Origin of the sequence: Azospirillum ramasamyi, assembly GCF_003233655.1 — a bacterium.
Lineage (GTDB): Bacteria > Pseudomonadota > Alphaproteobacteria > Azospirillales > Azospirillaceae > Azospirillum > Azospirillum ramasamyi.
Genome location: NZ_CP029829.1, coordinates 1,810,672 through 1,831,519, shown reverse-complemented (window position 1 = coordinate 1,831,519; position 20,848 = coordinate 1,810,672). Strand labels below are relative to the sequence as shown.

22 protein-coding genes and 1 pseudogene are annotated in these 20,848 nt (G+C 67.9%); 3 read left to right on the top strand and 20 right to left on the bottom strand.

Annotation, left to right across the window (positions count from 1 at the left end):
* Window positions 1–223 precede the first annotated feature (223 nt).
* The 18 genes and pseudogenes from DM194_RS28935 to DM194_RS08460 all read right to left on the bottom strand — a co-directional run bounded on the left by DM194_RS28935 (window position 224) and on the right by DM194_RS08460 (window position 15,913).
* On the bottom strand, window positions 224–1,348 hold the full coding sequence (locus tag DM194_RS28935) for an SPOR domain-containing protein (protein ID WP_281280277.1): 1,125 nt from the start codon (window positions 1,346–1,348) through the stop codon (window positions 224–226).
* Window positions 1,349–1,640: 292 nt separating this feature from the next.
* Window positions 1,641–1,895, bottom strand: a pseudogene (locus DM194_RS29115) (twin-arginine translocase TatA/TatE family subunit); the annotation flags it as partial.
* Between the two features lie 119 nt (window positions 1,896–2,014).
* The gene (locus DM194_RS08535) at window positions 2,015–2,581 is read right to left on the bottom strand and encodes a septation protein A (RefSeq protein WP_111066917.1); all 567 of its coding nucleotides are present in this window, start codon (window positions 2,579–2,581) and stop codon (window positions 2,015–2,017) included.
* A gap of 82 nt (window positions 2,582–2,663) precedes the next feature.
* A complete protein-coding gene (locus tag DM194_RS08530; protein ID WP_111066915.1) occupies window positions 2,664–3,707 on the bottom strand; it encodes a lipid A deacylase LpxR family protein in 1,044 nt (347 codons plus the stop codon).
* Window positions 3,708–3,888: 181 nt separating this feature from the next.
* Window positions 3,889–4,776, bottom strand: a complete 888-nt coding sequence (locus DM194_RS08525; RefSeq protein ID WP_111066913.1) for an SIR2 family protein — start codon at window positions 4,774–4,776, stop codon at window positions 3,889–3,891.
* Window positions 4,777–4,799: 23 nt separating this feature from the next.
* Complete coding sequence (locus DM194_RS08520) at window positions 4,800–6,014, bottom strand: DegT/DnrJ/EryC1/StrS family aminotransferase (RefSeq protein ID WP_176581377.1); 1,215 nt, start codon at window positions 6,012–6,014, stop codon at window positions 4,800–4,802.
* Window positions 6,015–6,299: a hypothetical protein gene (locus DM194_RS08515; RefSeq protein ID WP_014248519.1), complete on the bottom strand. Its 285-nt coding sequence runs from the start codon at window positions 6,297–6,299 to the stop codon at window positions 6,015–6,017. It abuts the gene before it with no gap.
* 5 nt (window positions 6,300–6,304) lie between these two features.
* Window positions 6,305–6,514 (bottom strand): putative nitrogen fixation protein NifT, encoded by a 210-nt coding sequence (gene nifT, locus DM194_RS08510; RefSeq protein WP_111066911.1) that lies wholly within the window; start codon window positions 6,512–6,514, stop codon window positions 6,305–6,307.
* A gap of 39 nt (window positions 6,515–6,553) precedes the next feature.
* A complete protein-coding gene (locus DM194_RS08505; RefSeq protein ID WP_111067846.1) occupies window positions 6,554–7,705 on the bottom strand; it encodes a cysteine desulfurase family protein in 1,152 nt (383 codons plus the stop codon).
* Between the two features lie 44 nt (window positions 7,706–7,749).
* Complete coding sequence (locus DM194_RS08500) at window positions 7,750–8,055, bottom strand: nitrogen fixation protein NifZ (protein WP_063635114.1); 306 nt, start codon at window positions 8,053–8,055, stop codon at window positions 7,750–7,752.
* A gap of 31 nt (window positions 8,056–8,086) precedes the next feature.
* The gene (locus DM194_RS08495; RefSeq protein ID WP_111066909.1) at window positions 8,087–8,419 is read right to left on the bottom strand and encodes a nitrogen fixation protein NifZ; all 333 of its coding nucleotides are present in this window, start codon (window positions 8,417–8,419) and stop codon (window positions 8,087–8,089) included.
* A gap of 30 nt (window positions 8,420–8,449) precedes the next feature.
* On the bottom strand, window positions 8,450–9,274 hold the full coding sequence (locus DM194_RS08490) for a 4Fe4S-binding leucine-rich repeat protein (protein ID WP_111066906.1): 825 nt from the start codon (window positions 9,272–9,274) through the stop codon (window positions 8,450–8,452).
* On the bottom strand, window positions 9,271–9,786 hold the full coding sequence (locus DM194_RS08485; RefSeq protein ID WP_111066904.1) for a hypothetical protein: 516 nt from the start codon (window positions 9,784–9,786) through the stop codon (window positions 9,271–9,273). The genes DM194_RS08490 and DM194_RS08485 overlap by 4 nt, the downstream gene beginning before the upstream one ends.
* Before the next feature lie 53 nt (window positions 9,787–9,839).
* Window positions 9,840–10,031 (bottom strand): 4Fe-4S dicluster domain-containing protein, encoded by a 192-nt coding sequence (locus DM194_RS08480; RefSeq protein WP_014248512.1) that lies wholly within the window; start codon window positions 10,029–10,031, stop codon window positions 9,840–9,842.
* 50 nt (window positions 10,032–10,081) lie between these two features.
* Entirely contained in the window at window positions 10,082–11,647 is a 1,566-nt protein-coding gene (gene nifB / locus DM194_RS08475) for a nitrogenase cofactor biosynthesis protein NifB (RefSeq protein WP_425457252.1), read from the bottom strand.
* A 184-nt stretch (window positions 11,648–11,831) separates the two neighbouring features.
* Window positions 11,832–12,728, bottom strand: coding sequence for an adenylate/guanylate cyclase domain-containing protein (locus tag DM194_RS08470; protein WP_246024150.1), 897 nt, complete (start codon window positions 12,726–12,728; stop codon window positions 11,832–11,834).
* A 199-nt stretch (window positions 12,729–12,927) separates the two neighbouring features.
* Window positions 12,928–14,814 carry a nif-specific transcriptional activator NifA gene (nifA, locus tag DM194_RS08465; RefSeq protein WP_111067842.1) on the bottom strand — a complete coding sequence of 629 codons (1,887 nt, stop codon included), beginning with the start codon at window positions 14,812–14,814 and terminating at the stop codon, window positions 12,928–12,930.
* Between the two features lie 730 nt (window positions 14,815–15,544).
* Complete coding sequence (locus DM194_RS08460) at window positions 15,545–15,913, bottom strand: hypothetical protein (RefSeq protein WP_246024149.1); 369 nt, start codon at window positions 15,911–15,913, stop codon at window positions 15,545–15,547.
* Window positions 15,914–16,350: 437 nt separating this feature from the next.
* Here DM194_RS08460 and DM194_RS08455 point away from each other — a divergent pair, with 437 nt between their 5' ends.
* Together DM194_RS08455 and DM194_RS28065 are read left to right on the top strand one after the other, a co-directional pair.
* On the top strand, window positions 16,351–16,575 hold the full coding sequence (locus DM194_RS08455; RefSeq protein ID WP_014248504.1) for an SMc00767 family acetate metabolism repressor: 225 nt from the start codon (window positions 16,351–16,353) through the stop codon (window positions 16,573–16,575).
* 173 nt (window positions 16,576–16,748) lie between these two features.
* Window positions 16,749–16,973, top strand: a complete 225-nt coding sequence (locus tag DM194_RS28065) for a hypothetical protein (protein WP_162629986.1) — start codon at window positions 16,749–16,751, stop codon at window positions 16,971–16,973.
* A gap of 144 nt (window positions 16,974–17,117) precedes the next feature.
* On the opposite strand, the gene DM194_RS08450 is transcribed toward DM194_RS28065, so the two are convergent.
* Both DM194_RS08450 and DM194_RS08445 read right to left on the bottom strand, forming a co-directional pair.
* Complete coding sequence (locus DM194_RS08450) at window positions 17,118–19,253, bottom strand: hybrid sensor histidine kinase/response regulator (RefSeq protein ID WP_111066899.1); 2,136 nt, start codon at window positions 19,251–19,253, stop codon at window positions 17,118–17,120.
* Window positions 19,254–19,360: 107 nt separating this feature from the next.
* On the bottom strand, window positions 19,361–20,116 hold the full coding sequence (locus tag DM194_RS08445) for a TorD/DmsD family molecular chaperone (protein WP_246024148.1): 756 nt from the start codon (window positions 20,114–20,116) through the stop codon (window positions 19,361–19,363).
* A gap of 341 nt (window positions 20,117–20,457) precedes the next feature.
* On the opposite strand from DM194_RS08445, the gene DM194_RS08440 reads away from it, so the two are divergent.
* Window positions 20,458–20,847, top strand: a complete 390-nt coding sequence (locus DM194_RS08440; RefSeq protein WP_111066895.1) for a carboxymuconolactone decarboxylase family protein — start codon at window positions 20,458–20,460, stop codon at window positions 20,845–20,847.
* Window position 20,848: the final 1 nt, after the last annotated feature.

Genomic DNA, 20,848 nt, shown 5'->3' with positions numbered 1-20,848 from the left:
AACTTGTGGCCGGGGCAATGCATTCGTGCCCTGGAATGTCCATAGTACGAGCAAAGACAAGCGGGGATCAAGCGCCGCTCCCGGCTCCCCCGACCAAAGAACGGGGTGGTCATCACAAGAAAAAGCCCGGCCGCGACCAAATGTCGCCGCCGGGCTATCACTTGAAGACAGGTTGTCGCAGGGTAGGGGCCTGTCGCCGTGCCTCCGCCGGTCGGGCAGGGGATCAGCGGGCCGTGATCACGACCGGGTTGAGGCCCATCTTCGTTTTCAACTGTTCCGCCTCGCGTCGGGCCGCGCTCTGCTCGGCGAATCCGCCGACGCGCACCGCCCGCCAGGACCGGTTGGAGCTGTCGGTCCAGTCCACCGTATAGGCCTGGAAACCGCTGCCTTGCAGACGCTGCGCCAGCGAATCGGCGTTCGCCGTCACCGAGAAGGTTCCGACCTGCACGGTATAGCGCCCGGCCGGCATCGCAGCCGGCGGGGTGGCGGCCCTGGCCGGGGGCTTCGCCTCGCCATTGGCGGAAGGGGGAGCCGGCGGGGCGGCTGGAGTCGCGGCGGGAGCGGCCGGCGGACGCTTGCCGGCATCCTTCGGCGGTGACAGCATCGCCTGGAGGGAGCCGGTATCGGCAGGCTCGCCGGCGGTCGGCTGCCCGGGCTTGGGGGCTTCCGGCTTTTGGGCGGCCGGTGGCGGTGCGCTTTCGGCCGGGGCCGTGGCGCGCGGCTTCGGCGCGGCGGCGGGCGCCGTCGCCGGGACGGCCGGTGGCTCCGGCACCTTCAGCACCGGCGGCGGGCTGGCGGGCAGGGCGGCGACCGGCGGCGGCGGTGCGGAGGACGCGGCCGGCGGTGATGCCGGGGCTGTCTGGGCGGGAGGTGTCTGGGTGGGGGGCGTGGCGGACGCGGCCGGCGCGCCTTCGGCCGCCGTGCCGGCCGGTGCCGGATTGGCCGGCCTCGGATTTGGCTGCGCGGCGTTCTGGGGCGCGGCGTTTTGCGGCGCGCGGGTGATGGCCGGGGCCGGCAGCATCGGCGAGGAGTTGTTGGCCGCCGTCGTCACCGGCTCCGGGTCGCCCGAGCCGAGATAGACGACGCCGACGGCGATGCCGCCCGCCGCCAGCAGGGCGAGCGCGATCTTGCCCAGCGGCAGGCCGCGGCTTGCCGGCTCCTCCTCGTCGTCCTCGACCTCGTCCTGCTGCTCGGCGTGCAGATCCTCGTTCAAGGCACGAAGCAGCTTGGCGATGTCCTCGTTCTCCGAAGGCGGAGTCTCGGAAGGGTTGCCGTTTGCTTTCATCTGGTCCTTGAACGTCGGTGTCGACAGGGTGGGAGCCTGCCGGGGCGGTGGCTTGAGCGTCACGGTCGACCTGCGCTTGCCCGTCATGGCGGGCCGGCTGGAAACAACGAGGGGCCTTCCGGCGGCCGTTCCGCGGGACACGGACCGGCTGTGGAAAGCCCCTTTTCTTTATCGTATTTTGCCGCCTCATCAAACCGTCAAGCGGTCGCGCCCGGCGGACGGGCGAGGCAAAATTAGGGCCGGCGTCCCGGTGTGCCGGTCAACCCTGATGCGGCTTGGCCGGATCGGCCGGTTGCGGCTGGGTGGCCGCGGGAGCCGCCGGCGGGACGGTCGAAGACGAGGCCGGGGAAGCGGCCGGGGGCACCGGAGCCGGCGTGACCGGCTGGGCGGCGGGCTGGGCCGGCGCCGGGTTGATCGCGGCCGGGGGGGCCTGGGCGGCGGTTTGGGTGGGGGCCGGCTGCGTCTCGTCCTCCTCGTCCTTCAGGCCGGACTTGAAGGCCTTCACGCCCTTGGCGATGTCGCCCATCACGTTGGGCAGCTTGCCGGCGCCGAACAGGAGAAGCACGATGATCAGAACGATCAACCAATGCCAAATGCTGAAAGTGCCCATCGATCAATACCTCTGAAAATCGGTCGGAGCGGATGCCGTCGCGGTCGCCACCAATGTGAGTGCCCCTTCCGTGCCACGCAAGAGGCAGGCACGGAACGAAGCCGAATAAGGCGGCGCCGTCAGGCGGCGGGCCCGCTTTCCGCCGGCTCGTCCGGCAGTTGGTGGCGCATGATCAGCGGCGCCTGGAACGCGCTGAAGACCAGGGTCAGCGGCATGATGCCGAACACCTTGAAGTTTACCCACATGTCGGTGGAGAAGTTCCGCCACACGATCTCGTTCAACACGGCCAGGACCAGGAAGAACCAGGCCCAGCGGATGCTCAGCGTGCGCCATCCCTCGTCCGACAGGTTCAGCACGGTGCCCAGCAGCCGCTTCATCACGTTGCGCCGCATCACATGGGCGACGAACAGCACCGAGGCGAACAGCAGGTTGACCAGCGTCGGCTTGATCTTGATGAACAGGTCATCCTGCAGCCACAGGGTCAGGCCGCCGAACAGCAGCACGAATCCCGCGCCGACCACCGGCATCACCGGGATGCGGCGTTCCAGCCGCCACGACACCGCGACCGCGATGGTGATGGCGACCATGAAGACCGCGGTGCCGGCCATGATGCCGGCCTGGGAATTGGCGATGAAGAAGGCGGCGAGCGGACCGGCCTCGATCGCCAAGCGTGTGAACTGGTTCATTCCCCTGACATAGCCCGAACCGGCCGCCCGTGAAAGGGGCGAATGGTGGCGGGCAGGGCATTCGGATGGATGATGCCGGCCATCAGAACTGCACCGACAGCCGGAGCGAGCCGTAATTGGTCAGCGATTTCTGCCCGCGGAACTCCGGCGTCTGCAGGGTCTGGGCATAGGTCAGGCCGAAGCGGTCGTAGCGCAGAGTGAGCCCGGCCTGCACGCTGCCGACGAAGGGGTGCTTGTCGACCGATCGGCTATCCCGGAACGTGTTGCCGTCCAGGAAGATGTTCCGCGCCACCGCACGCCCCTCGGCGCTGGCGTAGACATACCAGGAGAAGCGCCCCTGCCGCTGCGAATAGGGGGAGTCCTGGTAGGGGATGCTGGATGTCGGGCGGGTCACCAGGGCGCCCACCGGCGGCGGCATGTTTCCGCCAAGCCGGACCGTGCTTCCCAGAGCGGCGAATGTCAGCACATTGCCCAGGCTGCCGGCGACATGGGGGCTGAAATCCCATTCCAGCGGCCCCAGCGTGTTCGGCTTCACGCTTCGCCAGACATGCTCATAGCTCAGCACCACGCCGGGCTCGTCGCGCAGCTGGTAGTTCCAGCCCTCCGGGTAGGTGGCGCCGGTGACGATCCTGTGGACCGCCTTCTGCGTCTGTTCAGCCAGCGAGGCCGGCCCGACCATGCCGAGGTCGAGGTCGATGCGGTCCACCGCCGTCGGAGCCTCGTTCAGCACCGAAAATCGGCCATAGAGCCAGCCGGCATAGGGCCGGTCGGTGGGGTCGGGATTGCGGGCGGTGAGGTTGCTGGGTGTATAGATGTTCTGGCCGAAGGCGAAGCCGTAGCGCCGCACCCCGCCCGGTTCGATCCAGGGCACGAGATTCGCCAGCAGGTCGATGTTGCCGTAGGGCGGCCGCGCGCCCGAGAAGTAATAGAACTGGAAACCGTTCGAGTAGTAGCGGTCGGTCCCGCCGCCGAACAGGTCGTTGTCGATCCAGAAGCCGATGACCGGGCCGGAGGTGGCGGGCGCATCGACCGGCAGCGGGGTGGTTTCCTGTGCGGTCGCCGCCGACGCCGCCAGCAGCAGGGTTGCAAATGCCGCGGCCAAGGTGGGGCCGCTCTTCGTCAGCATTCCGGCACGCTCCATCCGTTCCGCGAGATAACGGATGGATAGAATGTGTGTTGCGCCGAGGTCCAGCTTATTTGGGGGTAGGGGGTGGGAGAGTTTCGGCCGGCGAACACCCCCTCCCCACGAACTCCTTCATGCTCGTCCTCAAACGGCGGGCGTAAGTCGGAACTTGCGCCCGGCGGTATCACATCCGCGCCCGCAATCCCTCGACCGCTTCCTCCAGCGTGATGTCGATCCGCTTGATCCCGTGCAGCGCCAGGAAGCGCGCCTCGTTCTTCGACAGCTCGCCGGAGATCACCGCCCAATGGCAGTCGGAGGAGCGCTTGGCGATCTGGCGGGCGAAGGTGCGCTGGATCTCGTGATCGAAGCGGCAGCCCAGGAACAGGAAATGGCGGCCGGCACGGCGCTCCTTCACGACGGCGGGGATCGGGGTCTGGATGTCGATCTCCGTGAGGATCTCGACATAGTCGCTGTCGGAGATCAGGTAGTTGCCGGCCGGCGTCACCGCGCCCGACGGCTTGTAGAGCACGGTGTCCCAGCCGGCCGCGGTCTCCGCCGTCGTCTCGGCGCCGTCGGGGGCGTAGCAGCGCACCCATTCGCCGGTCGATTGCGGGTGCGACACGCCTTGAATCTGGCCCCATTTCCGGTCGGCCGCGGCGCACAGCAGGCTGTCGAGAACGTTGTCGTACCAGACGTCGACCAGCAGCGGCGGGGCCGGGATCGCCGCCAGCAGGGCATGGACCGGGGTGGCAGGCACGCTCTGGCGGAAAATCCCGTTGAGGATGCTCTCCAGCGTCTTGCGGTGCTTGCGCGTCTCGATGAACTGGGCGACGGCGGTCAGGTTGGAGCGGATGCGGCCGGGGGCGGCGACCTTGGCGTTCAGGCGCTGCACCAGCTCCGCCGAATTGCGCGGGATCGGGCACTGGTCGGGCGGCAGCATGGCGAAGGCGCCTGGGCCGAGATAGGGCACCACCTGCTTCGCCGTCAGGGCGGCGGCGATGTCGGCCAGCGCCGCCGCGGCATCCGGCACCGTGACGGACTCAGGATCGGTAGCAAGCGTGGTGACGGTCATGGGGGGCTCTTCCCTTCGGGTCTTCACAGATAGATCGCGGCGCCGGCACCGGTGTTGACGCTGGCGTCCTTCAGCGTTTCCACGATGAAGGCGACCTGATCCCGGGTGATCTTGCGGTGCAGCGGCAGGGCCAGCACGCGGTCGGCCGTCTTGGTGCAGACCGGGCAGGCGCCGCGGCCGGCGCGCTCCTCGCCCAGCGCCTCGATGTAGTATTGCTGGGTGTGCAGGGGCTGGCCGTAGTCGCTGGCGTCGATGTCGTGGGTATCCAGATCCTCGATGATCGACCGGCGCCCCGACGCGGTGAAGCGGGTGCCGAGATGGACGCAATAGACCATCGGGTTGACCACCTCGGCCCCCGGCCCGCGATAGGGCGGCTTGATCCCCTCGAAGCTCGCCATCGCCGCGTCGTAGAAGGCGATCACCAGATTGCGGCGGGTGAGGATTTCCGGCAGGCGCTTCAACTGCACCAGGGCCAGCGCGGCGTTCAGGTCGCTCATCCCCGCCTGCCAGGGCAGGGTACGGGTGATGACCACCGTGTTGCGGTGCTCCGTCTCGCGCCGGCGCATGTAGCGCAGCCGGTGGGCGAGGTCGCGGTCGTCGGTGACGATCATGCCGCCCTGGCCGGCCAGGAGGATGGCGGGCTCGGAGAAGTCGAAGACCGCGGCGTCGCCGAAGGTGCCGACCAGCCGCCCCTTGTAGGTGGAGCCGATGGCCTCGGTGGAATCCTCCAGCAGGGTCAGGCCCTTGGCATCGGCCAGCGCGCGCAGCTCGTCCCAATGGGCGGGGTGGCCGTTGACGTTGGCGGCCAGGATCGCCTTCGTCTTCGGCGTGACCAGGGCCGCCGCCTTCGCCGGGTTGATGGTGTGCTGCCAATAGTCGATGTCGACCAGCACCGGCGTGGCGCCGGACAGCGCCACCGCATGCTGCGCCTGATGCCAGCCGAAGGGGCTGCACAGCACCTCGTCCCCCTCGCCGATGCCATAGCCCTTCAGCATCAGCAGCGTGGCCATGGTGCCGCTCGACACCGCCACCGCATGGTCGCGGCCGACATAGGCGGCGAAGGCGTCCTCGAACGCCCGCACCATCCGCCCGTCGCTCATGCCCCCGGACGACAGCAGGCGGCCGAGCATTTCGACCTCGGCACCGGAGATGTCCGGGTCCGACAGCGGGATGTAGTCGTCAACCTCGTCGTCATCGGCGGCGGAGGGATGGGGAAGGGCTGCGGCGGCCTCGCTCATTCACTCGTCCTCGTCCCGTTGGGCGATCACGACGCCGGTGGCAAGCTCCGGCTTGTCGGTGATGAGCCAGCAGTGGTTGTTGCCGTCCACCAGATGCAGGTCGAATCCCGCCTCCTCCCGGAAGGGGTCCTCGGCCATCACCGCGGCCATGGCGCCGGTGACGGTCTTCAGGTCCGGGTTGGCCTCGCGCACGCCGCGGACCACGGCGTCGAGCTTGCCGCCCCCGGCGAACAGCCGGCCGGCCAGCGTGGCGATGCTGTCGATGCGCTCGGGGGACAGGGCCATCGGCGTCACTCCGTTCCGCGTTTCTTGGCTTCGACGGTGATCGGCAGGCGGGTGTCCGCCGGCATTTCCGGCAGGTCGAGCGTCCAGCCGTTGGCGACCTTGATCCAGCCGCCCCACAGGCCCGGCTTCTCCATCTCGACGATGGGTTCCTCCAAGTCCTTCTTGGCGACGTAGATCGTGTACTGCTCCGACGCCTTACGGATCATCACCTTCATCACCGACACTCCAACCTGTTGTTCTGGCTATCTTTTGCGTTACGCGGCGACCAACCTGGCATGCAGCGCCGGCAGTTCCGCCAGGACCGCGTCCACTTCGGCCGCCGTGGTGTAGCGGCTGAGCGAGAAGCGCAGGCTGGCGGCGGCCTGGGCGCCGCTCAATCCCATGGCGGTCAGCACATGGCTCGGTTCGTTGCCGCCGGAGGAGCAGGCGGCCCCCATCGACACGGCGATGCCGGCGCGGTCGAGCCGCATCAGCAACTCTTCGGCATCCACCGGATGGCCGCAGCCGTCGGCGAAGCGGATGTTGCTGGTGTTGGGCAGCCGGGCGGCGCCGGCGCCGTTCACGACGGTGCCCGGCCAGCGCGCGAGGATGCCCTGTTCCAGCCGGTCGCGCAGGAAGGCGGTCAGGTCCGCCTCATCGAGCCACAGCGACGCCAGCGAGGCGGCGGCGCCGAAGCCGACGATCCCCGGCACATTCTCCGTCCCGCCTCGGCGGCGGCGTTCCTGATGGCCGTGAATCAGCGGGTGGAAGGGCGCGCCCTTGCGGACATAGAGCGCGCCGACACCCTTCGGCCCGTGCATCTTGTGGGCGGACAGCGTGAGGTAGTCGACGATGCCGCAATCGACCGGCACCCGGCCGGCGGCCTGTACCACGTCGCTGTGGAACAGTGCGCCATGGGCGTGGGCGATGGCCGACGCGCCTTCCACCGGCATCAGCACGCCGGTCTCGTTGTTGGCCCACATCATGGAGACCAGCGCCGTCTCCTCCGTCACCACGGCGGCGAGATCGACCAGCGAGGGCAGGCCGTCGCGGTTCACCGGAAGGATGCTGATGCGCCAGCCGCGCTGGCGCAGGTCGCCGAACAGGGCCAGCGTCGCCGGATGCTCCACCGCCGTGGTGACGATGTGGTCGCGGCGGTGGTCGGTCTCCTCGATGACGCGGAGCGCGCCGAGGATCGCGGCGTGGGTCGCCTCGGCGGCGCTGCCGGTCATCACCAGATCGGCGGGCTTGGCGCCGATGAGGGCGGCGACCTGCGCCTTGGCCTCGCTGACCGCGCGGCGGGCGGCCATGCCGGCGGAATGGGGGCTGGACGGGTTGGCGAATTCCCCGAACAGGTAGGGGAGCATCGCTTCCCGCACCTCGGCGGCCAGGGCGGTGGTGGCGTTGTTGTCGAGGTAAATGGTCATCAAGTCGCCCCCCATCACATCACTCCCCTTCACATCACACCCCTTCACATCACACCGGGCACGCCGCGCCGCGACCCGTCGGCCGGGACGATCTCCTCCTCCAGGCAGCCGACGACGGTGCCGCCGGGGAACTCCACCAGATAGACCGGCAGGCTGCCCTCCTCGGTGCGGCCGACGCGGACGATCACGCCCGGCGTGCCCTTCGGCGCCAGGAGCGCACCGTCCGGCACCTGCGGATGGCTGCCGTCGTTGAACAGATCCTCCTGCACCGTGACCCGCAGGCCCCAGTCGTACAGCGGTTCGCGCGGCGGGATGAAACCGGGCTTGGCGGCGGCTTCGACGTCGGACATCGCGAGGCTCCTTATCGGTGGGACCGGCTGGTCATTGGGGGTCGTTGCAATGGGAGTCGATCACCTCCAGCTCGCGCGCGCGCATGCCGACGACGACCCGTTTCTCATAGAAATCAACGGCGTAGATGTAATGCATCTGCAGATAGGTCCCGATGGAGATGACGTAGCCGACATCGCCCTCGCGGATCAGGAAGTCGCCGACCGGCCGGCCGGGATAGGTTCCGTCGTTGCGCACGTCGCGCAGGGCCTTGACCTTGAAGCCCTGTTCCAGCACCGGCGGGCCGACCAGTTCGTTGGCGTCCTCGGCGTTGCGGGCGCGTTCGCGGCGATACGGGGCGGCAGTTTCGGTTTCGGTCTCAGTCATGGCGCTGGCGCTCCGTCGGTCGAGAGGCCGCTACAGCGGCGGAAGGTCGTTGGCGATGGTGAGGCCCGCGGCGAAGCCGGCGGCGCGCTGGCGGGCGATGGCGCGCACCTCCTCCTCCGGGTCGTCGAGCAGAGGGCCGAGCTGCCCGGCGTCGATCCGCCCGGCGACGGCGAGGCGGACCATCCAATCGGTATCCTGCTGCAGGACATGCAGCTTCGACGGCGGCAGACGTTGCGCCACCACCAGCCGCACCCGCGGGCTGTCGTCCCAGGCGAGGCTGGGCAGCCAGTCCATCGAAAGGCGGCGGGCGACCTCCACCCGCACCTCCGGGTCCTCGTCATGCATCATCGCCGGCAGCATGCCGTCGGGGATCCGCCGCACCACGCGCAGCCGCACCGAACAGTCGCGGTCGCGCATCAGCGGGGCGAGGTCGGCATCCTCCAGCCGGGAGGCGACGGCGATCCGCACCTCGCGGTCGGGATCGTCGCGCAGCTTCAGCAGCAGCCGGCGCGGCAGCCGGCGGGCCAGGACCGAGCGCACCGTCTCGTCCGGGTCGCTCATCAGCCGGGGCAGCTGGAAGATCGGGGCGAAACGCGCGGCGTTCGCCCGCACTTCGAAATAGGGATGGTCGAGATGGTCGGCGGACAGATCCGGGTTCCATTCGAAGAAGCGCTGGATGCGCTTGGCATAGCGGTCCTGCACGCAGGCTTTCAGCGGCAGGCAGCGGCCGTCCAGCTTGCCGCCTGAGGGGAGGGCGGCGGTTCCGGGGTCGAGGCGGCGGTCGCGGTGGGCACAGACGGTGCAGTCCACCGGCGCGCCGCGCCAATCCAGGGATTCCAGGATGTCGTCGCTCATGCGCCGGCCTCCTCGCACTCATGCCGGTCGGCAATGGCGATCAGGCGGGCGGCGCCGAAGCGGTCGTCGGGGTCGAGCTGGCTGACCTTGCCCAGCGCCTCCCGCCCGGCATCGAGCCGGCCGGTGCGCAGCAGCAGGTAGCCGATGGCGACCAGGGCGAACAGGAACAGGCGGGGCGCGGGCTCCAGCCCGCGGAAATCGGCGGTGGCGGGGGTGACGGCGCGCCAGTCGGTGTGGTTGACGCCGAGCGCGGCCATGGCGTGTCCGATCATGCGTTCGCCATAGACCAGGGCCTGGTCGAGATCGGCCTTGTAGAAGTGGAACTTGTAATGGCCGAGATCGACGAGATGATGGCCGGGGGCGACCTCCGCCGCGCGGGCGAGATGGGCAAGCGCCGTCCCGCTGTCGGCATAGCTGGCGGCGGCCAGATGCAGGCAGCGTTCCGCTTCGGGCGGAAGATCCCCGCCGTAGTAGCGGCGGGCGAGCCAGTCCTCATCCACCTCGTCCAGCATGGCGCGGTGCTCCTGGGGTTCCCCCTCTCCCGCGGGGGAGAGGGGCGTCAACATCACGCCGGGACGCAGCAGTCGGCCGGGCAGACGGCGGCGCATTGCGGGCTGTCGAACTGGCCCTGGCATTCGGTGCACTTGGCCGGGTCGATGACGTAGGTGCCCTTCTTCAGGCTGATGGCGATGTTCGGGCACTCGGCCTCGCAGGCGCCGCAGACCGTGCATTCGGCGGACTTGATCTTGTAGGCCATGGCTCTCTCCTTGGGTGATGGGATGGCTGTGGAAAGGAAAAGGGAAGGCGTCAGGCGCGGCGGGCGGTCAGCGCCCCGGTGCGGATCACCGCGTCCTGGCCGGCGCGGGACTGGACGGCGCCCTGGCTGAGCCGCTCGGCGTAGTCCTTGAAGTAGGCCAGCGCCGATTCCTCGATGTAGTCGAAGGCGAAGCGGTCGACCGGCTCGATCCCGGCCTCGGTCAGGGATTTGGACGGGCAGCCGCCGATCCTGGCGACGAACACTGCGGTGCAGTCGTTGATGGCGGCCAGCACGCCGTCCAGCGTGTCGGCGTCGCCGGAACCGCCCTCGCAATACTGGTCGACGCGGCGATGGCCGACGAACTTGGCGCCGTTCGGGCCGACCTCGTAGATCTGGAATTCCTTGGCGTGGCCGAAGTGCTCGTTGATGCGCTCGCCGCCCTTGGTGGCGACGGCGATCAGGATCGGGTCGACCATGGTGCCGACGCTGTCCCGGACATCGGCCTGCGCGGCGGCCTTGGAGGCATGGCGGCCGGCGCGTTCGGCCTCGACATGCTCGCGGTAGCTGCGGCGGGCCTCGTCGTCATAGCCGATGTCTCCCATCGCCTCGATCTTGTCGGCGGTGAACTCCTCGCCGCGGTCCTCGCCCAGCAGGCCGACCGCATCGGCGCGGCACTGGCGGCAGTGGCGCATCAGCTTGGCGCCGCCCTCGCAGGCGTCCTGCACCACCTTCAGCTCCTGCGCGGTCGGGCCGCGCTGGCCGTTCAGGCCGAAATAGGTCCCGTGGGCGGGGTCGGAGATCAGCGGCATGATGTTGTGCAGGAAGGCGCCGCGGCTCTTCACCGCCTTGTTCACCTCCAGCAGGTGTTCGTCGTTGATCCCCGGGATCATGACGGAGTTCACCTTCACCAGGATGCCGCGCGAGGTCAGCATCTCCAACCCCAGCATCTGCTGTTCATGGAGGATCTTGGCGGCGTCCAGGCCGGTCCAGCGCCTGTGCTTGTGGAAGATCCACGGGTAAATCCGCGCGCCGACCTCGGGATCGACCATGTTGATGGTGATGGTGACGTGGTCGATGTTGTATTGCGCGATGCTGTCCACATGGCCGGGCAGGGCCAGGCCGTTGGTGGACAGGCAGAGCTTCAGGTCCGGCGCCTTCTTCTGCAGCATTTCGAAGGTGGCGAAGGTGTTCCTGCCGTTCGCCGCCAAACTGTCGCCGGGGCCGGCGATGCCGATCACCGACAACTGCGGGATTTCCTGGGCGACGGCGAGGATCTTCTTGATCGCCTGGTCGGGGGTCAGCTTTTCGGAGACCACGCCCGGCCGGCTCTCGTTCGAGCAATCGTATTTGCGGTTGCAGTAATTGCACTGGATGTTGCAGGCCGGGGCGACTGCGACATGCATGCGGGCGAAGTAGTGATGCGCCTCTTCGGAATAGCAGGGGTGGTTCTTCACCTTCTCCCACACCGCCGGATCCATGTCGGCGGGGCCGTCCGACGATCCGCAGGACGACGACGAACAGCCGGACGCCGCCTCGGGCGCTGCCGGCATCGTCGAGGGCGGGGCCAGTTCCCCCAGCCCGAAGATGCTGTCGAGCGAAACCACGTTGCTCATCATCCACTCCTTCCCTGCCGTGCCCTGCGGCACCGTTGGACGAAGTGGAGAAAAGCAAGTTCGGGGCCAGAAGCGGAAGTTCAGCGTTTACAATGGCTTGATCGGATTTGTCGGCATTGCGGACCCTGTCGTCATTGCGACAATGCCGCGACTGGCCGGGGGCATTGTCGGGGTGCCGACAAACCGGTCAGGCCAGTTCGCCCCGGAAGGCGACGACATGGTCCTGGCCCTCGTCCAGCGCCTCCGCCCCGAAGCCGATCAGGCCGCTGCCGACCAGCTTGGTCGAATCGCGGCGCAGCACCAGCGGCGGCGATCCGCCGCTGCGGATGAAGGTGCCGTTGGTGGAATGGTCGGTCAGCAGGAAGCTCTCGCGGGTGAAGTCGATCACTGCATGCTGGCGCGAGGTCTGGCGCGAGGCGATGCGCAGGCCGCTGCTGTCCTCCCGCCCGATGGTGACGCGGGGCAACGCGCGGCTCATCGCGATTTCCTGTCCGCGATAGGACAGATGCAGCGTCACCATGGCATCGCCGGCCTCCGTCACCAAGGAGAAGCCGAGCGTGGTGCTTTCGATCGCGTCGTCGGCATCGTCGGCGTCGCGGACCCGGTGGACGCGGATCGGCGCCGTCTTGCCCTTCATGGCGACGTTGTTCAGCGGTCTGGTCCGGTCGCGCAGGCCGGGCGACAGGCCGTCCACCAATGCCTGGGTCACCAGGATCTCGCCGGGCCTGGCGATCTGCTGCACCCGTGCGGCGACGTTGCAGGCGTCGCCGTACAGGTCGCCCACCCCTTCGATCACCGCCCCGTGATGGATGCCGATGCGCAGCCGCAGGCCATGCCGGTTCTGTCCGTCGATCATCGCGCAGGCGGTGCGGACGCTGTCGTCGCAGGCCGGGAAGGCGGCCAGAAGCCCATCGCCCAGGCTCTTGATGACCCTGCCGCTGTGCTCCTCGACCAGTTGGCGCAGATGGGCCAGCACCTGCTGCGTCAGCGCCGCGGCGGTGGCGTTGCCGATGCGCTCGTACAGCATCGTGCTGTCCGCGATGTCGACGAACAACAGGGCGAGGGGCTTCTCAAGCGAGGGCAAGACGGAAATCCGTTCGATCGGAAAGATGCCATCGAACCGAAGGCGCGGCAGGGTAGCATGAAACTGCGGCGGGGCGCGACGTCGCTGGCCGCTCCCCGCCAAGTTGTGGCATCCGTCAGCCGGCGCACTTGCAGCAGCGGATTCCGATCCCGCCCCATCAGGATCGGGAGCTTCGGCGGCATGGGCCGCCGCGCCGGTATCAGAACCTCTTGATCTCGATGTTGTACTTGCGGAGCGCGTAGCTGACCTGACGGGTGGTCATTCCCAGCAGGCGGGCGGCCTTGGCCTGCACCCAGCCGGTGCGCTCCATCGCCCACACCAGACGGTCGCGCAGCGGACCCGACTCCGGTTCGTCCAGCGGCAGGTCGGGAACATCGGCGGGCTGCGGCGCCGGGGCGGAGGGAATTGCAGGGGCGGCGGCGGCCGGCTGGGGAGTGGGCAGCGGGGCGATGGCGGTCGGCGGCAGCGGTTTGGACGCGCCGCAGACCGGCGCCGGATTGGCGGAACAGCCCGACGCGCAGGCCGGCCATTGTGCCCCGTTCGGCGCGGCATTCGGCGCCCCGGCGGTCGGCACCGACGGCGGCATGCCGGCGCCGGTCGCCGGCTGCGGGCGGCCCGTCGCCGGGTTGGCGCCCGACGGGTTGGTCGGAGTGCCGCTCATCGACGGGGCCAGCCCGCCGACGGCGGCCCCCATGGTGCGGTACTGGAACAGCACCGACGAGTTGCAGAGATTCATGCTGCAGGACAGGTCGGGCACGCGGATGGTGCCGTTGCGGCATTGGGTCGCCGCGCGCTCTATGCAGTTTTCCAGTTCGCGCACGTTGCCGGGCCAGGTGCAGCGGTTCAGAACTTCCAGCGCGTCACGATCGATGTCCAGGTTCAGACCGTTGTCGCGGGCGAATTTGCCGACGAAATGCTTGGCCAGCATGGCGATGTCGCCGCGCCGTTCGCGCAACGGCGGCAGGTGGATCGTCACCACGTTGATGCGGAAATACAGATCGGCGCGGAACTTGCCGTGGCCGACCGCCTCCTCCAGGTTCAGGTTGGTGGCGCAGATCAGGCGGACGTCGGTCTTGATCGTCTTCGACCCGCCGACCCGCTCGAACTCCTGTTCCTGCAGGACGCGCAGGAGCTTGGCCTGGAAGTTGGAGGAGATGTCGCCGATCTCGTCCAGGAAAAGCGTGCCGCCGGAGGCCAGTTCGAACCGGCCCTTGTGGTCCTTCTGGGCGCCGGTGAAGGATCCCTTCTCGTGGCCGAAAAGCTCCGACTCCAACAGCGATTCTGGCAGGGCGGCGCAGTTGACGCGGATGAAGGGGGCATCCTTGCGCGGCGACAGGTTGTGGATGGCCCGCGCGATCAATTCCTTGCCGGTGCCGCTCTCGCCGCGGATCAGCACGGTGGACTTGAAGGGCGCCACCCGGTGCACCTGGGCCAGCACATCGACCATGTTGGGGCTGGTGCAGACCACGTCGTTGACCGGCGCCACCACCGGCCGCAGCTCCTTCTGGACGCGGAAGGTCTCGCGCATCATGAAGCGCCGCTCCTCCGCCACCGTCCGGTGCAGGCGCACGGTCTGGCCGATCAGGTTGGCGACCATGGTCAGGAAGCGGACATCGGAGCCGAAATGGCCCCTGGGGCCGTCGTCGGAGATGCGGTCGATGGTCAGCACGCCGACGACGGTGCCGGCGGCCTTGATCGGAACTCCGACCAGCGACGCCACCTGTTCGTCCAGGTCGTCGCGCCCGCCGGAGCGGTTGTTGAACAGCGGCTCCTCGGCCAGATTGGGGACGACGGCCGGCATGCCGGTCTTCAGGATGCGGCCGCTGATGCCTTCGCCCTGGCTGTAGTCGATCTCCTGCGCCGTCGAATCCTTCGGCAGTCCCAGGGCCGCGACCAGACGCAACGCGTTGTCCTCCCCCTGGAGGTAGACGCGGCCACGGTGCATCTGCAGCTGATAGGACAAAGCGCGCAGAACTTCGCGCAGGGTCTGCTCCAAATCCAGCGACGACCCGAGGATTTTGCTGACTTCATAGATCGTCAGCAGCTCGAGGCTGGAAGATGACGCGGACTGGGCAGAACTCGGCATGGTCGTTCCCTCGCTCGGCTTGCGACCCGGCCGCGCGCCGGACGGAATGATCCGGGCATCGCAAAGCATCGGGTCCTGGCGTCAGCGCCTTGATCCCTCCCTCCCGAAAACCGCGGCGACCGTTGGTCCGGCCGCGCTGTTCGCGCCCTGTTATTGTTGATGCCCACCTTGTGGGCCGAGCCCGGCTACGGCCCGTTCGTACGCTGCCGGCTGGTGGAAAGTGTCTGTGACTACTCGCCGAAAGGCAAGACCTTTTGCATAGACTTTGTTGCGCCGCAAAATGGAACTTGCTATTTTTGGCAGATCCATCTGCCGTAAACAAATAACATACAGTTGTGTAGGGAGTTGCCCCAGGGCCGGTCGCATTACCGGTCCCGAACCGGAACACCCGGCGCGCTGGCACCGCCGCTCGCCCACGGATATGTCGAGGGGGAAGTATCTGCGCATCGCCGCTCCCAGTGCCGGAACCCTGGATGACCTGTCGGTGTCCGCGGCGGGCAGCGGGCCGGGGATTGCCGGAGGCTGGCCGGGGGAGGGCTGACCGTGCTGGTCAGCACTCATTACATGGATGCGGCCGATTACATGGATGGGGCGGAGCGCTGCCACCGCATCGCTGACACGCTTGAGTAAGCCGGGCGGCTGGAACTGCGGATCACCGCGGCGGATCCGACGCTGGAAGACGTCTTCATCCACCTGATGAACCGCAGCACCGGCACATCCGCCGAGAAACTTACTCGGTCTGGGCCGAGGTGACGCCGGTGTTCTTGTTCCACTTCAGCGTCAGCTTCGAGATCTGGCACAGGTTCAGCCCGTCCCAAACCGCCGACTCGCCGTCGTCATAGATGACCTTCATGTCCCACTTGCAGGTCTTTTCGGCCTTGGCGAAGGCAATTTCGAAGTACTCGCCGTCCTCCAGCATGTCACGGCCGAGAATGTCTTCATCCCAGCTGTTGCTTTTGCTCTCGGACACATAGATGTGCTTCAGCGGGTAGCCGGTCTTGTTGACGATCGTGAAGTCCTGCTGGCCGGCGAGCGCCGCGCCGTGCATCAGGAACAGCGAGGACGCAACCAGCAGGGCCTTGGCGGCAACGTTCTTCAAGATGATCTCCGTGGGAAAAGTAAGTTTGTGTCGAATATTGGGCATCGCAATCGACAGCCGTCAACAGTCGAGTTAATCCAAAAGTTATGTCAGCCTCTGAACGAAAGCTTGTTTTGCAAGGCTGAAACAAAACGCCGCCGCATTCTTGGTTGTGTCCTTATGACGGCGGATGGCAATCAATGATTGCTTGTGATGAAATCCGCGCCGTGCCAGCCGCATCTTCGGTCTCATTGCCGGCCGGGAGGTGCTTCAGCGCTGTTTGCCGGTTGCAAGAGGCCAATGGTCGCAAGCGTTTGGCGCGTCGGGAACTTTGTCGCGGCGCACACGATATGATACATGATGAAAACCGGCACCGGACGCCGGGCAAGATCATGACCAAGTACCGGACCGCTGCCGGTCCCGCCGGGGCGGTCCCAATCCAGGGGAAGGAACAACGCATGTCGGGATTCAAGGACGCGCCGCCGGATGACCGGTCGGAAATGACTCCGGAGCAGGAGAGCGCCATCCGCATCGTCGCCAACAACCTGCACCGTCTGAACGACGCGGTCGTCAAGGCGGTCGAGGCCGGCGTGACGGTGGAACTGATGCGCACTGCCCGCTATCACAACGAAGCCGGCAACTGGGGCGATCAGCTCACCCCGGTGATCCGTCCCGGCAAGTGAGCGCATCCGGCCGATCTCGCCGGATCTTCGACGAAAAGGCCCCATCCGTCCAGCGGGTGGCGGCCTTTTTTCGTATGCCGATAAAATTCCACCGATGACGGAAGAAGGGGTGGCGGGCGGCGGCGGAGGGCACAAACTTTCTGGGAATCCCGCCATCGATGCGAGGCCCAGCCATGCCGTCACCCGACCCCGACCGGCGCGCAGCAGCAAGCCGTGAACCCGCCAACCTCCCCACCGCCGCCGATAACGCCGCCCCGACGCCCGGCGACCTGAACACGATGTGGAAGCTGCACCGCCTGGAACAGCCGACCTTCGACGATTTGACCCGCGGCCTTTGCCTGGGCCTCGTCTGGTGCATGGCGATGTGGACGCCGATGTTCGTCAGCGCCCTGACCTGATTCCGGCAGCCGCCGGATCAGCGCATCGATCCCAAAGCGAATTCGCATTCGCTTTAAAGTTACATGACCTCATTCGCCGGTCGGGCTTCGGCCGCATGAGCGGCCGGGGCCGCCGTCGCAGTCCAAAGCGGATTGCAATCCGCTTCAAGCGCCCGCCAGGGATCTGATGCGGACGGCCAGCTGGTCGGGCGTGAAGGGCTTGGCAAGCACCGATGCGGTATCCGCCCCCATGGTCGCCAGCGACTCCGGGCTGTAGCCCGAGGCCAGCAGGACGCGCAGCTCCGGCCAGCGTTCGCGGATGTGCCGTGCCAGGTCGATGCCGGATACGCCGCGGGGCATGACCACGTCGGACACGACCAGATCGAAGTCGCGGTCGGTTTCCAGCCGTTCCAGGGCGGCCACGCCGTCCTCGGCGGTTTCCACGGTGAATCCCTCCTGGGTCAGCCCTTCCACCGTCGCCATCAGGACCAGCGGATTGTCCTCCACCACCAGGATGCGCAGCGGGCGGTGTTCGGCCGCAGGCGCCGTGGGGGCGGGGGCGGGTTCCGGCGGCTTCGCCTCGGTCAGCGGCAGGTCGATGCGGACGCGCGTGCCCCCGCCCAGCCGGCTGTCGATGCTCGCATTGCCGCCGGACTGGCGGGCGAAGCCATAGACCATCGACAGGCCGAGCCCGGTGCCCTTGCCGATGCCCTTTGTGGTGAAGAATGGATCGAAGGCGCGGGCGAGCACCTCCGGCGGCATGCCGGCCCCGGTGTCCGCCACCTCGATGCGCGCGCTGCGGGGTTCCGGTCCGGGAAACGCGGCGATGCGGATCCGTCCGCCGCCGGGCATGGCGTCGCGGGCGTTCAGAACCAGGTTCAGCACCGCCATCTCAAGCTGGACGGAATCGACGGCGACCGCCATCGGCACCGGCGCGATGTCCCATTCCAGCGCGACGTCGGCCCGGATCGACCGTTCCAGCAGGTCACCCATCCGGCGCAGGCTGTCGCCCAGATCGACCACGGTCGGATTCACCGCGTCCTGGCGCGAGAAGGACAGCAGCTGGCGGGTCAGCTTCTCCGCCCGTTCCAGCGCGGTGGTGGCGCCCGTCAGGAAGCGCTGTCCCTCCGGCGGCAGATGGCGGCCCAGCAGATGCATGTTGGCCATCGCCGCGGTCAACAGATTGTTGAAGTCGTGGGCGACACCGCCGGTCAGCTGGCCCAGCGCCTCCATCTTCTGGCTCTGGCGCAGGGCCTCTTCCAGCCTCTCGCGGTTGCGCACCTCCTCCGCCCAGCGGCGCACCGCCGCATTCTCGGAGGCGGCACGGCTGTAGGCCAGCCAGGCGATCAGCGCGAGCGCCAGTGTGGCCGGGGCGACGAAGGCGCCGTCCAGCGCCATGTTGCGCCACCAGGACCGGGTGATCTGCGACTGATTCAGCCCGTAGACGACATAGACCGGGAAATCGCCGACCCGTTTGTAGGCGAACACGCGGGCCAGACCCTGCACATGGCTGACCTCGGCGCGGAACAGCCCTTCGACCGGCTGCTTGCGGATTTCGCCGCGCAGGCCGCGGTCGGGCGGCAGGGTAGGGAGCGCTCCCGGCCCTTCCCGCCCTTCCAGCGGCGGGTAACGCATCAGGATCACGCCGTCGTCGCGGATCAGCGAGATGGATTCGTCTTCGGAACCGATGACCTGCTGGTAGAAGCTGTAGAAATAGTCGGGATTGACGATGGCGGCGATCATCCCGTCGAAGCCGCCCTCGGAACCGTCGGGGCTGCTGCGGCGCCGGCTGATGCCGAAGGTGACCTTGCCGGTGGCCGCATCCGTGATCGGTCCGGCGATGAGCAGGTCGGCGCCGTTTTCCCGTTGTTCCCGGAAATCGGCGCGGCTTCCGATATCGCTGTTGCGCGACGGGAAAACGCGGCTGGAGTTGCGCACGGTGCCGGTGGAATCGGTCAGGCCGATGGCGCCGACTTGATCCAACTCCCCCACCATGGTCCGCAGATAACGGTGCAGCGACTCCGACTCGCCGATCTCGCCCCAGCTCCGGCCTTGGACGCGCTCGTCCACCCGGTCCAGAACCTGCGCCATGGTGTCGAACACCTTCAGCACATGTTCGTGCAGAATCAGCGCGTTCTTGCGGCTGTTCCGTTCCGCCTCCCCCTGGGTCTCGCCCCGCTCGCGCCATCCGATCCCGGCGAACAGCACAAGGGGCAAGGCCACCGACACCGCCAGCAGGAGGCGAAGCAGCCGAAGGGATCCCTTGCGGTCGGTCCGGCTTTCGAGGCTGCGAAAGGGCATTGCCATCCAATGTTGGGAAACGGAGCAGGCGGCCGAGGGGCACCGCCTCAGTCACCTTGGACGATGCACTGAAGCCGGGGCAATTCCGACTTCCGGCCGGTCCGGCGTTAGGAGTCGCAGGCGCAGGCGCGCGGGAACCGCCCCTCGGTCCAGCGGCGGCGGCGGATGTCGGCCTCGTCCTCGCCGGAACGCGGCATGTTGCAGGCGGCACCCAGCAGGTCGCGCAGATGGTCGAGATGGGCGTTGGTCAGGATGGCGATGCCGGCGAAGAAGGGTTCCCGGCAGCGGGTGGCGACCCGGCTGCAGAAATTCGGCACCCAGCGCAACGGATGGCGGTCGAGGAAGCGGACCGCGTCGGCGGCCCGGCCACGGTCGAGCAGTGTGGCCAGCAACGCCAGCTCCACCGCGACATGGTCGTCGGGCAGCCGGTCGAAGGGCGGGCTGCGCAGCTCCGCCTCCAGCCCGATCCGCCAGCGCTGGAGCGAGGCGGCGGTGTCGGCCCGGAACCGCTCGTCCATCCACGCCCCTTCGGTCGGGTGGGCGCGCACGTCGCCGCCGTGGTGGATGGCGGTGAAATCGACGGCCAGCGGGATGAGGCAGTGGCGGGTGATCCGATCGGGCAGATCGCTCACCACCTCGTCCACCAGGGCGGCGGCCTGCAGGGCGTCGTCACGGTCGAGCGCCAGCGGACCGCGGCCGGCGGGGCTCGCGCGCAGCGCCGCCAGCAGGGCCGGCGTCGGCTCCTCCGCATGGAAATGAGCGAGGCGGCGCAGGGCATCGGCCGAGTCGCGGAGACGCGCGTCGTTCGCAGGCGCGGCCGGGGGGGTGGCCGTTCCAGGACATTCGGCCGTTTCGAGAACCATGCTCTCCACGCTGTTCCTCCCGGCAGTCGGGCCTGACCGGGCGTGTGCCGGAAGCGGGCCGCATGGGAACGTTGCACGAATGGGCTTCGTGTCTTGTCGGCTTTTGGCCTGGTACCGTTGGTGCGTGGTACCGTTGGCGCTTGGTGCCGTCCGCAGCCGATCGGCGGGCCGAACGTTTGCGCGATCTTGTTCGGTATCTTTACTACCAGTGGGGAGATCAATGGTCAACGCGGCGGATTGACATGATCCGGACGGCGGCGGGATTAGGCCGGCGGTTGCCTTGCGGCGCGATGTCCGGCCATATCGACGGATCCCAAACCCCGTGCAGGAGCCCGGCCGCCATGCCGCTTCCCCCCATCGAACAGACCGATGCCGTACCGGAGGTGCGCGCCGTCTACGACGACATCAAGGCGACGCGCGACGTCCCGGACGTCAACAATTTCTGGAAGATGATCGCCCACCACCCGCCGACGCTGGCGCGGACCTGGGACAGCCTGAAGGAGGTGATGGCCCCCGGCGCGCTGGATCCGCTGGTGAAGGAGATGATCTTCGTCGCGGTCAGCGTGACCAACAACTGTCAGTACTGCATCCGCTCGCACGAGGCGGCGGCGCGCCGGCTGGGCATGACCGACGCGCAGTTCGGCGAATTGATGGCGGTGGTGGGAATGGCCAACGAGACCAACCGCCTCGCCGTCGGCTATCAGGTGGAACTGGACGAGCGGCTGAAGTGAG

Bases quoted from the DNA above. Each gene is read 5' to 3' on its own strand.
- DM194_RS08535 (WP_111066917.1), bottom strand. From the start codon at position 2,581: ATGAACCAGTTCACACGCTTGGCGATCGAGGCCGGTCCGCTCGCCGCC.
- DM194_RS08530 (WP_111066915.1), bottom strand. From the start codon at position 3,707: ATGCTGACGAAGAGCGGCCCCACCTTGGCCGCGGCATTTGCAACCCTG.
- DM194_RS08525 (WP_111066913.1), bottom strand. From the start codon at position 4,776: ATGACCGTCACCACGCTTGCTACCGATCCTGAGTCCGTCACGGTGCCG.
- DM194_RS08520 (WP_176581377.1), bottom strand. From the start codon at position 6,014: ATGAGCGAGGCCGCCGCAGCCCTTCCCCATCCCTCCGCCGCCGATGAC.
- DM194_RS08515 (WP_014248519.1), bottom strand. From the start codon at position 6,299: ATGGCCCTGTCCCCCGAGCGCATCGACAGCATCGCCACGCTGGCCGGC.
- nifT (WP_111066911.1), bottom strand. From the start codon at position 6,514: ATGAAGGTGATGATCCGTAAGGCGTCGGAGCAGTACACGATCTACGTC.
- DM194_RS08505 (WP_111067846.1), bottom strand. From the start codon at position 7,705: ATGACCATTTACCTCGACAACAACGCCACCACCGCCCTGGCCGCCGAG.
- DM194_RS08500 (WP_063635114.1), bottom strand. From the start codon at position 8,055: ATGTCCGACGTCGAAGCCGCCGCCAAGCCCGGTTTCATCCCGCCGCGC.
- DM194_RS08495 (WP_111066909.1), bottom strand. From the start codon at position 8,419: ATGACTGAGACCGAAACCGAAACTGCCGCCCCGTATCGCCGCGAACGC.
- DM194_RS08490 (WP_111066906.1), bottom strand. From the start codon at position 9,274: ATGAGCGACGACATCCTGGAATCCCTGGATTGGCGCGGCGCGCCGGTG.
- DM194_RS08485 (WP_111066904.1), bottom strand. From the start codon at position 9,786: ATGCTGGACGAGGTGGATGAGGACTGGCTCGCCCGCCGCTACTACGGC.
- DM194_RS08480 (WP_014248512.1), bottom strand. From the start codon at position 10,031: ATGGCCTACAAGATCAAGTCCGCCGAATGCACGGTCTGCGGCGCCTGC.
- nifB (WP_425457252.1), bottom strand. From the start codon at position 11,647: ATGATGAGCAACGTGGTTTCGCTCGACAGCATCTTCGGGCTGGGGGAA.
- nifA (WP_111067842.1), bottom strand. From the start codon at position 14,814: ATGCCGAGTTCTGCCCAGTCCGCGTCATCTTCCAGCCTCGAGCTGCTG.
- DM194_RS08455 (WP_014248504.1), top strand. From the start codon at position 16,351: ATGTCGGGATTCAAGGACGCGCCGCCGGATGACCGGTCGGAAATGACT.
- DM194_RS28065 (WP_162629986.1), top strand. From the start codon at position 16,749: ATGCCGTCACCCGACCCCGACCGGCGCGCAGCAGCAAGCCGTGAACCC.
- DM194_RS08450 (WP_111066899.1), bottom strand. From the start codon at position 19,253: ATGCCCTTTCGCAGCCTCGAAAGCCGGACCGACCGCAAGGGATCCCTT.
- DM194_RS08445 (WP_246024148.1), bottom strand. From the start codon at position 20,116: ATGGTTCTCGAAACGGCCGAATGTCCTGGAACGGCCACCCCCCCGGCC.
- DM194_RS08440 (WP_111066895.1), top strand. From the start codon at position 20,458: ATGCCGCTTCCCCCCATCGAACAGACCGATGCCGTACCGGAGGTGCGC.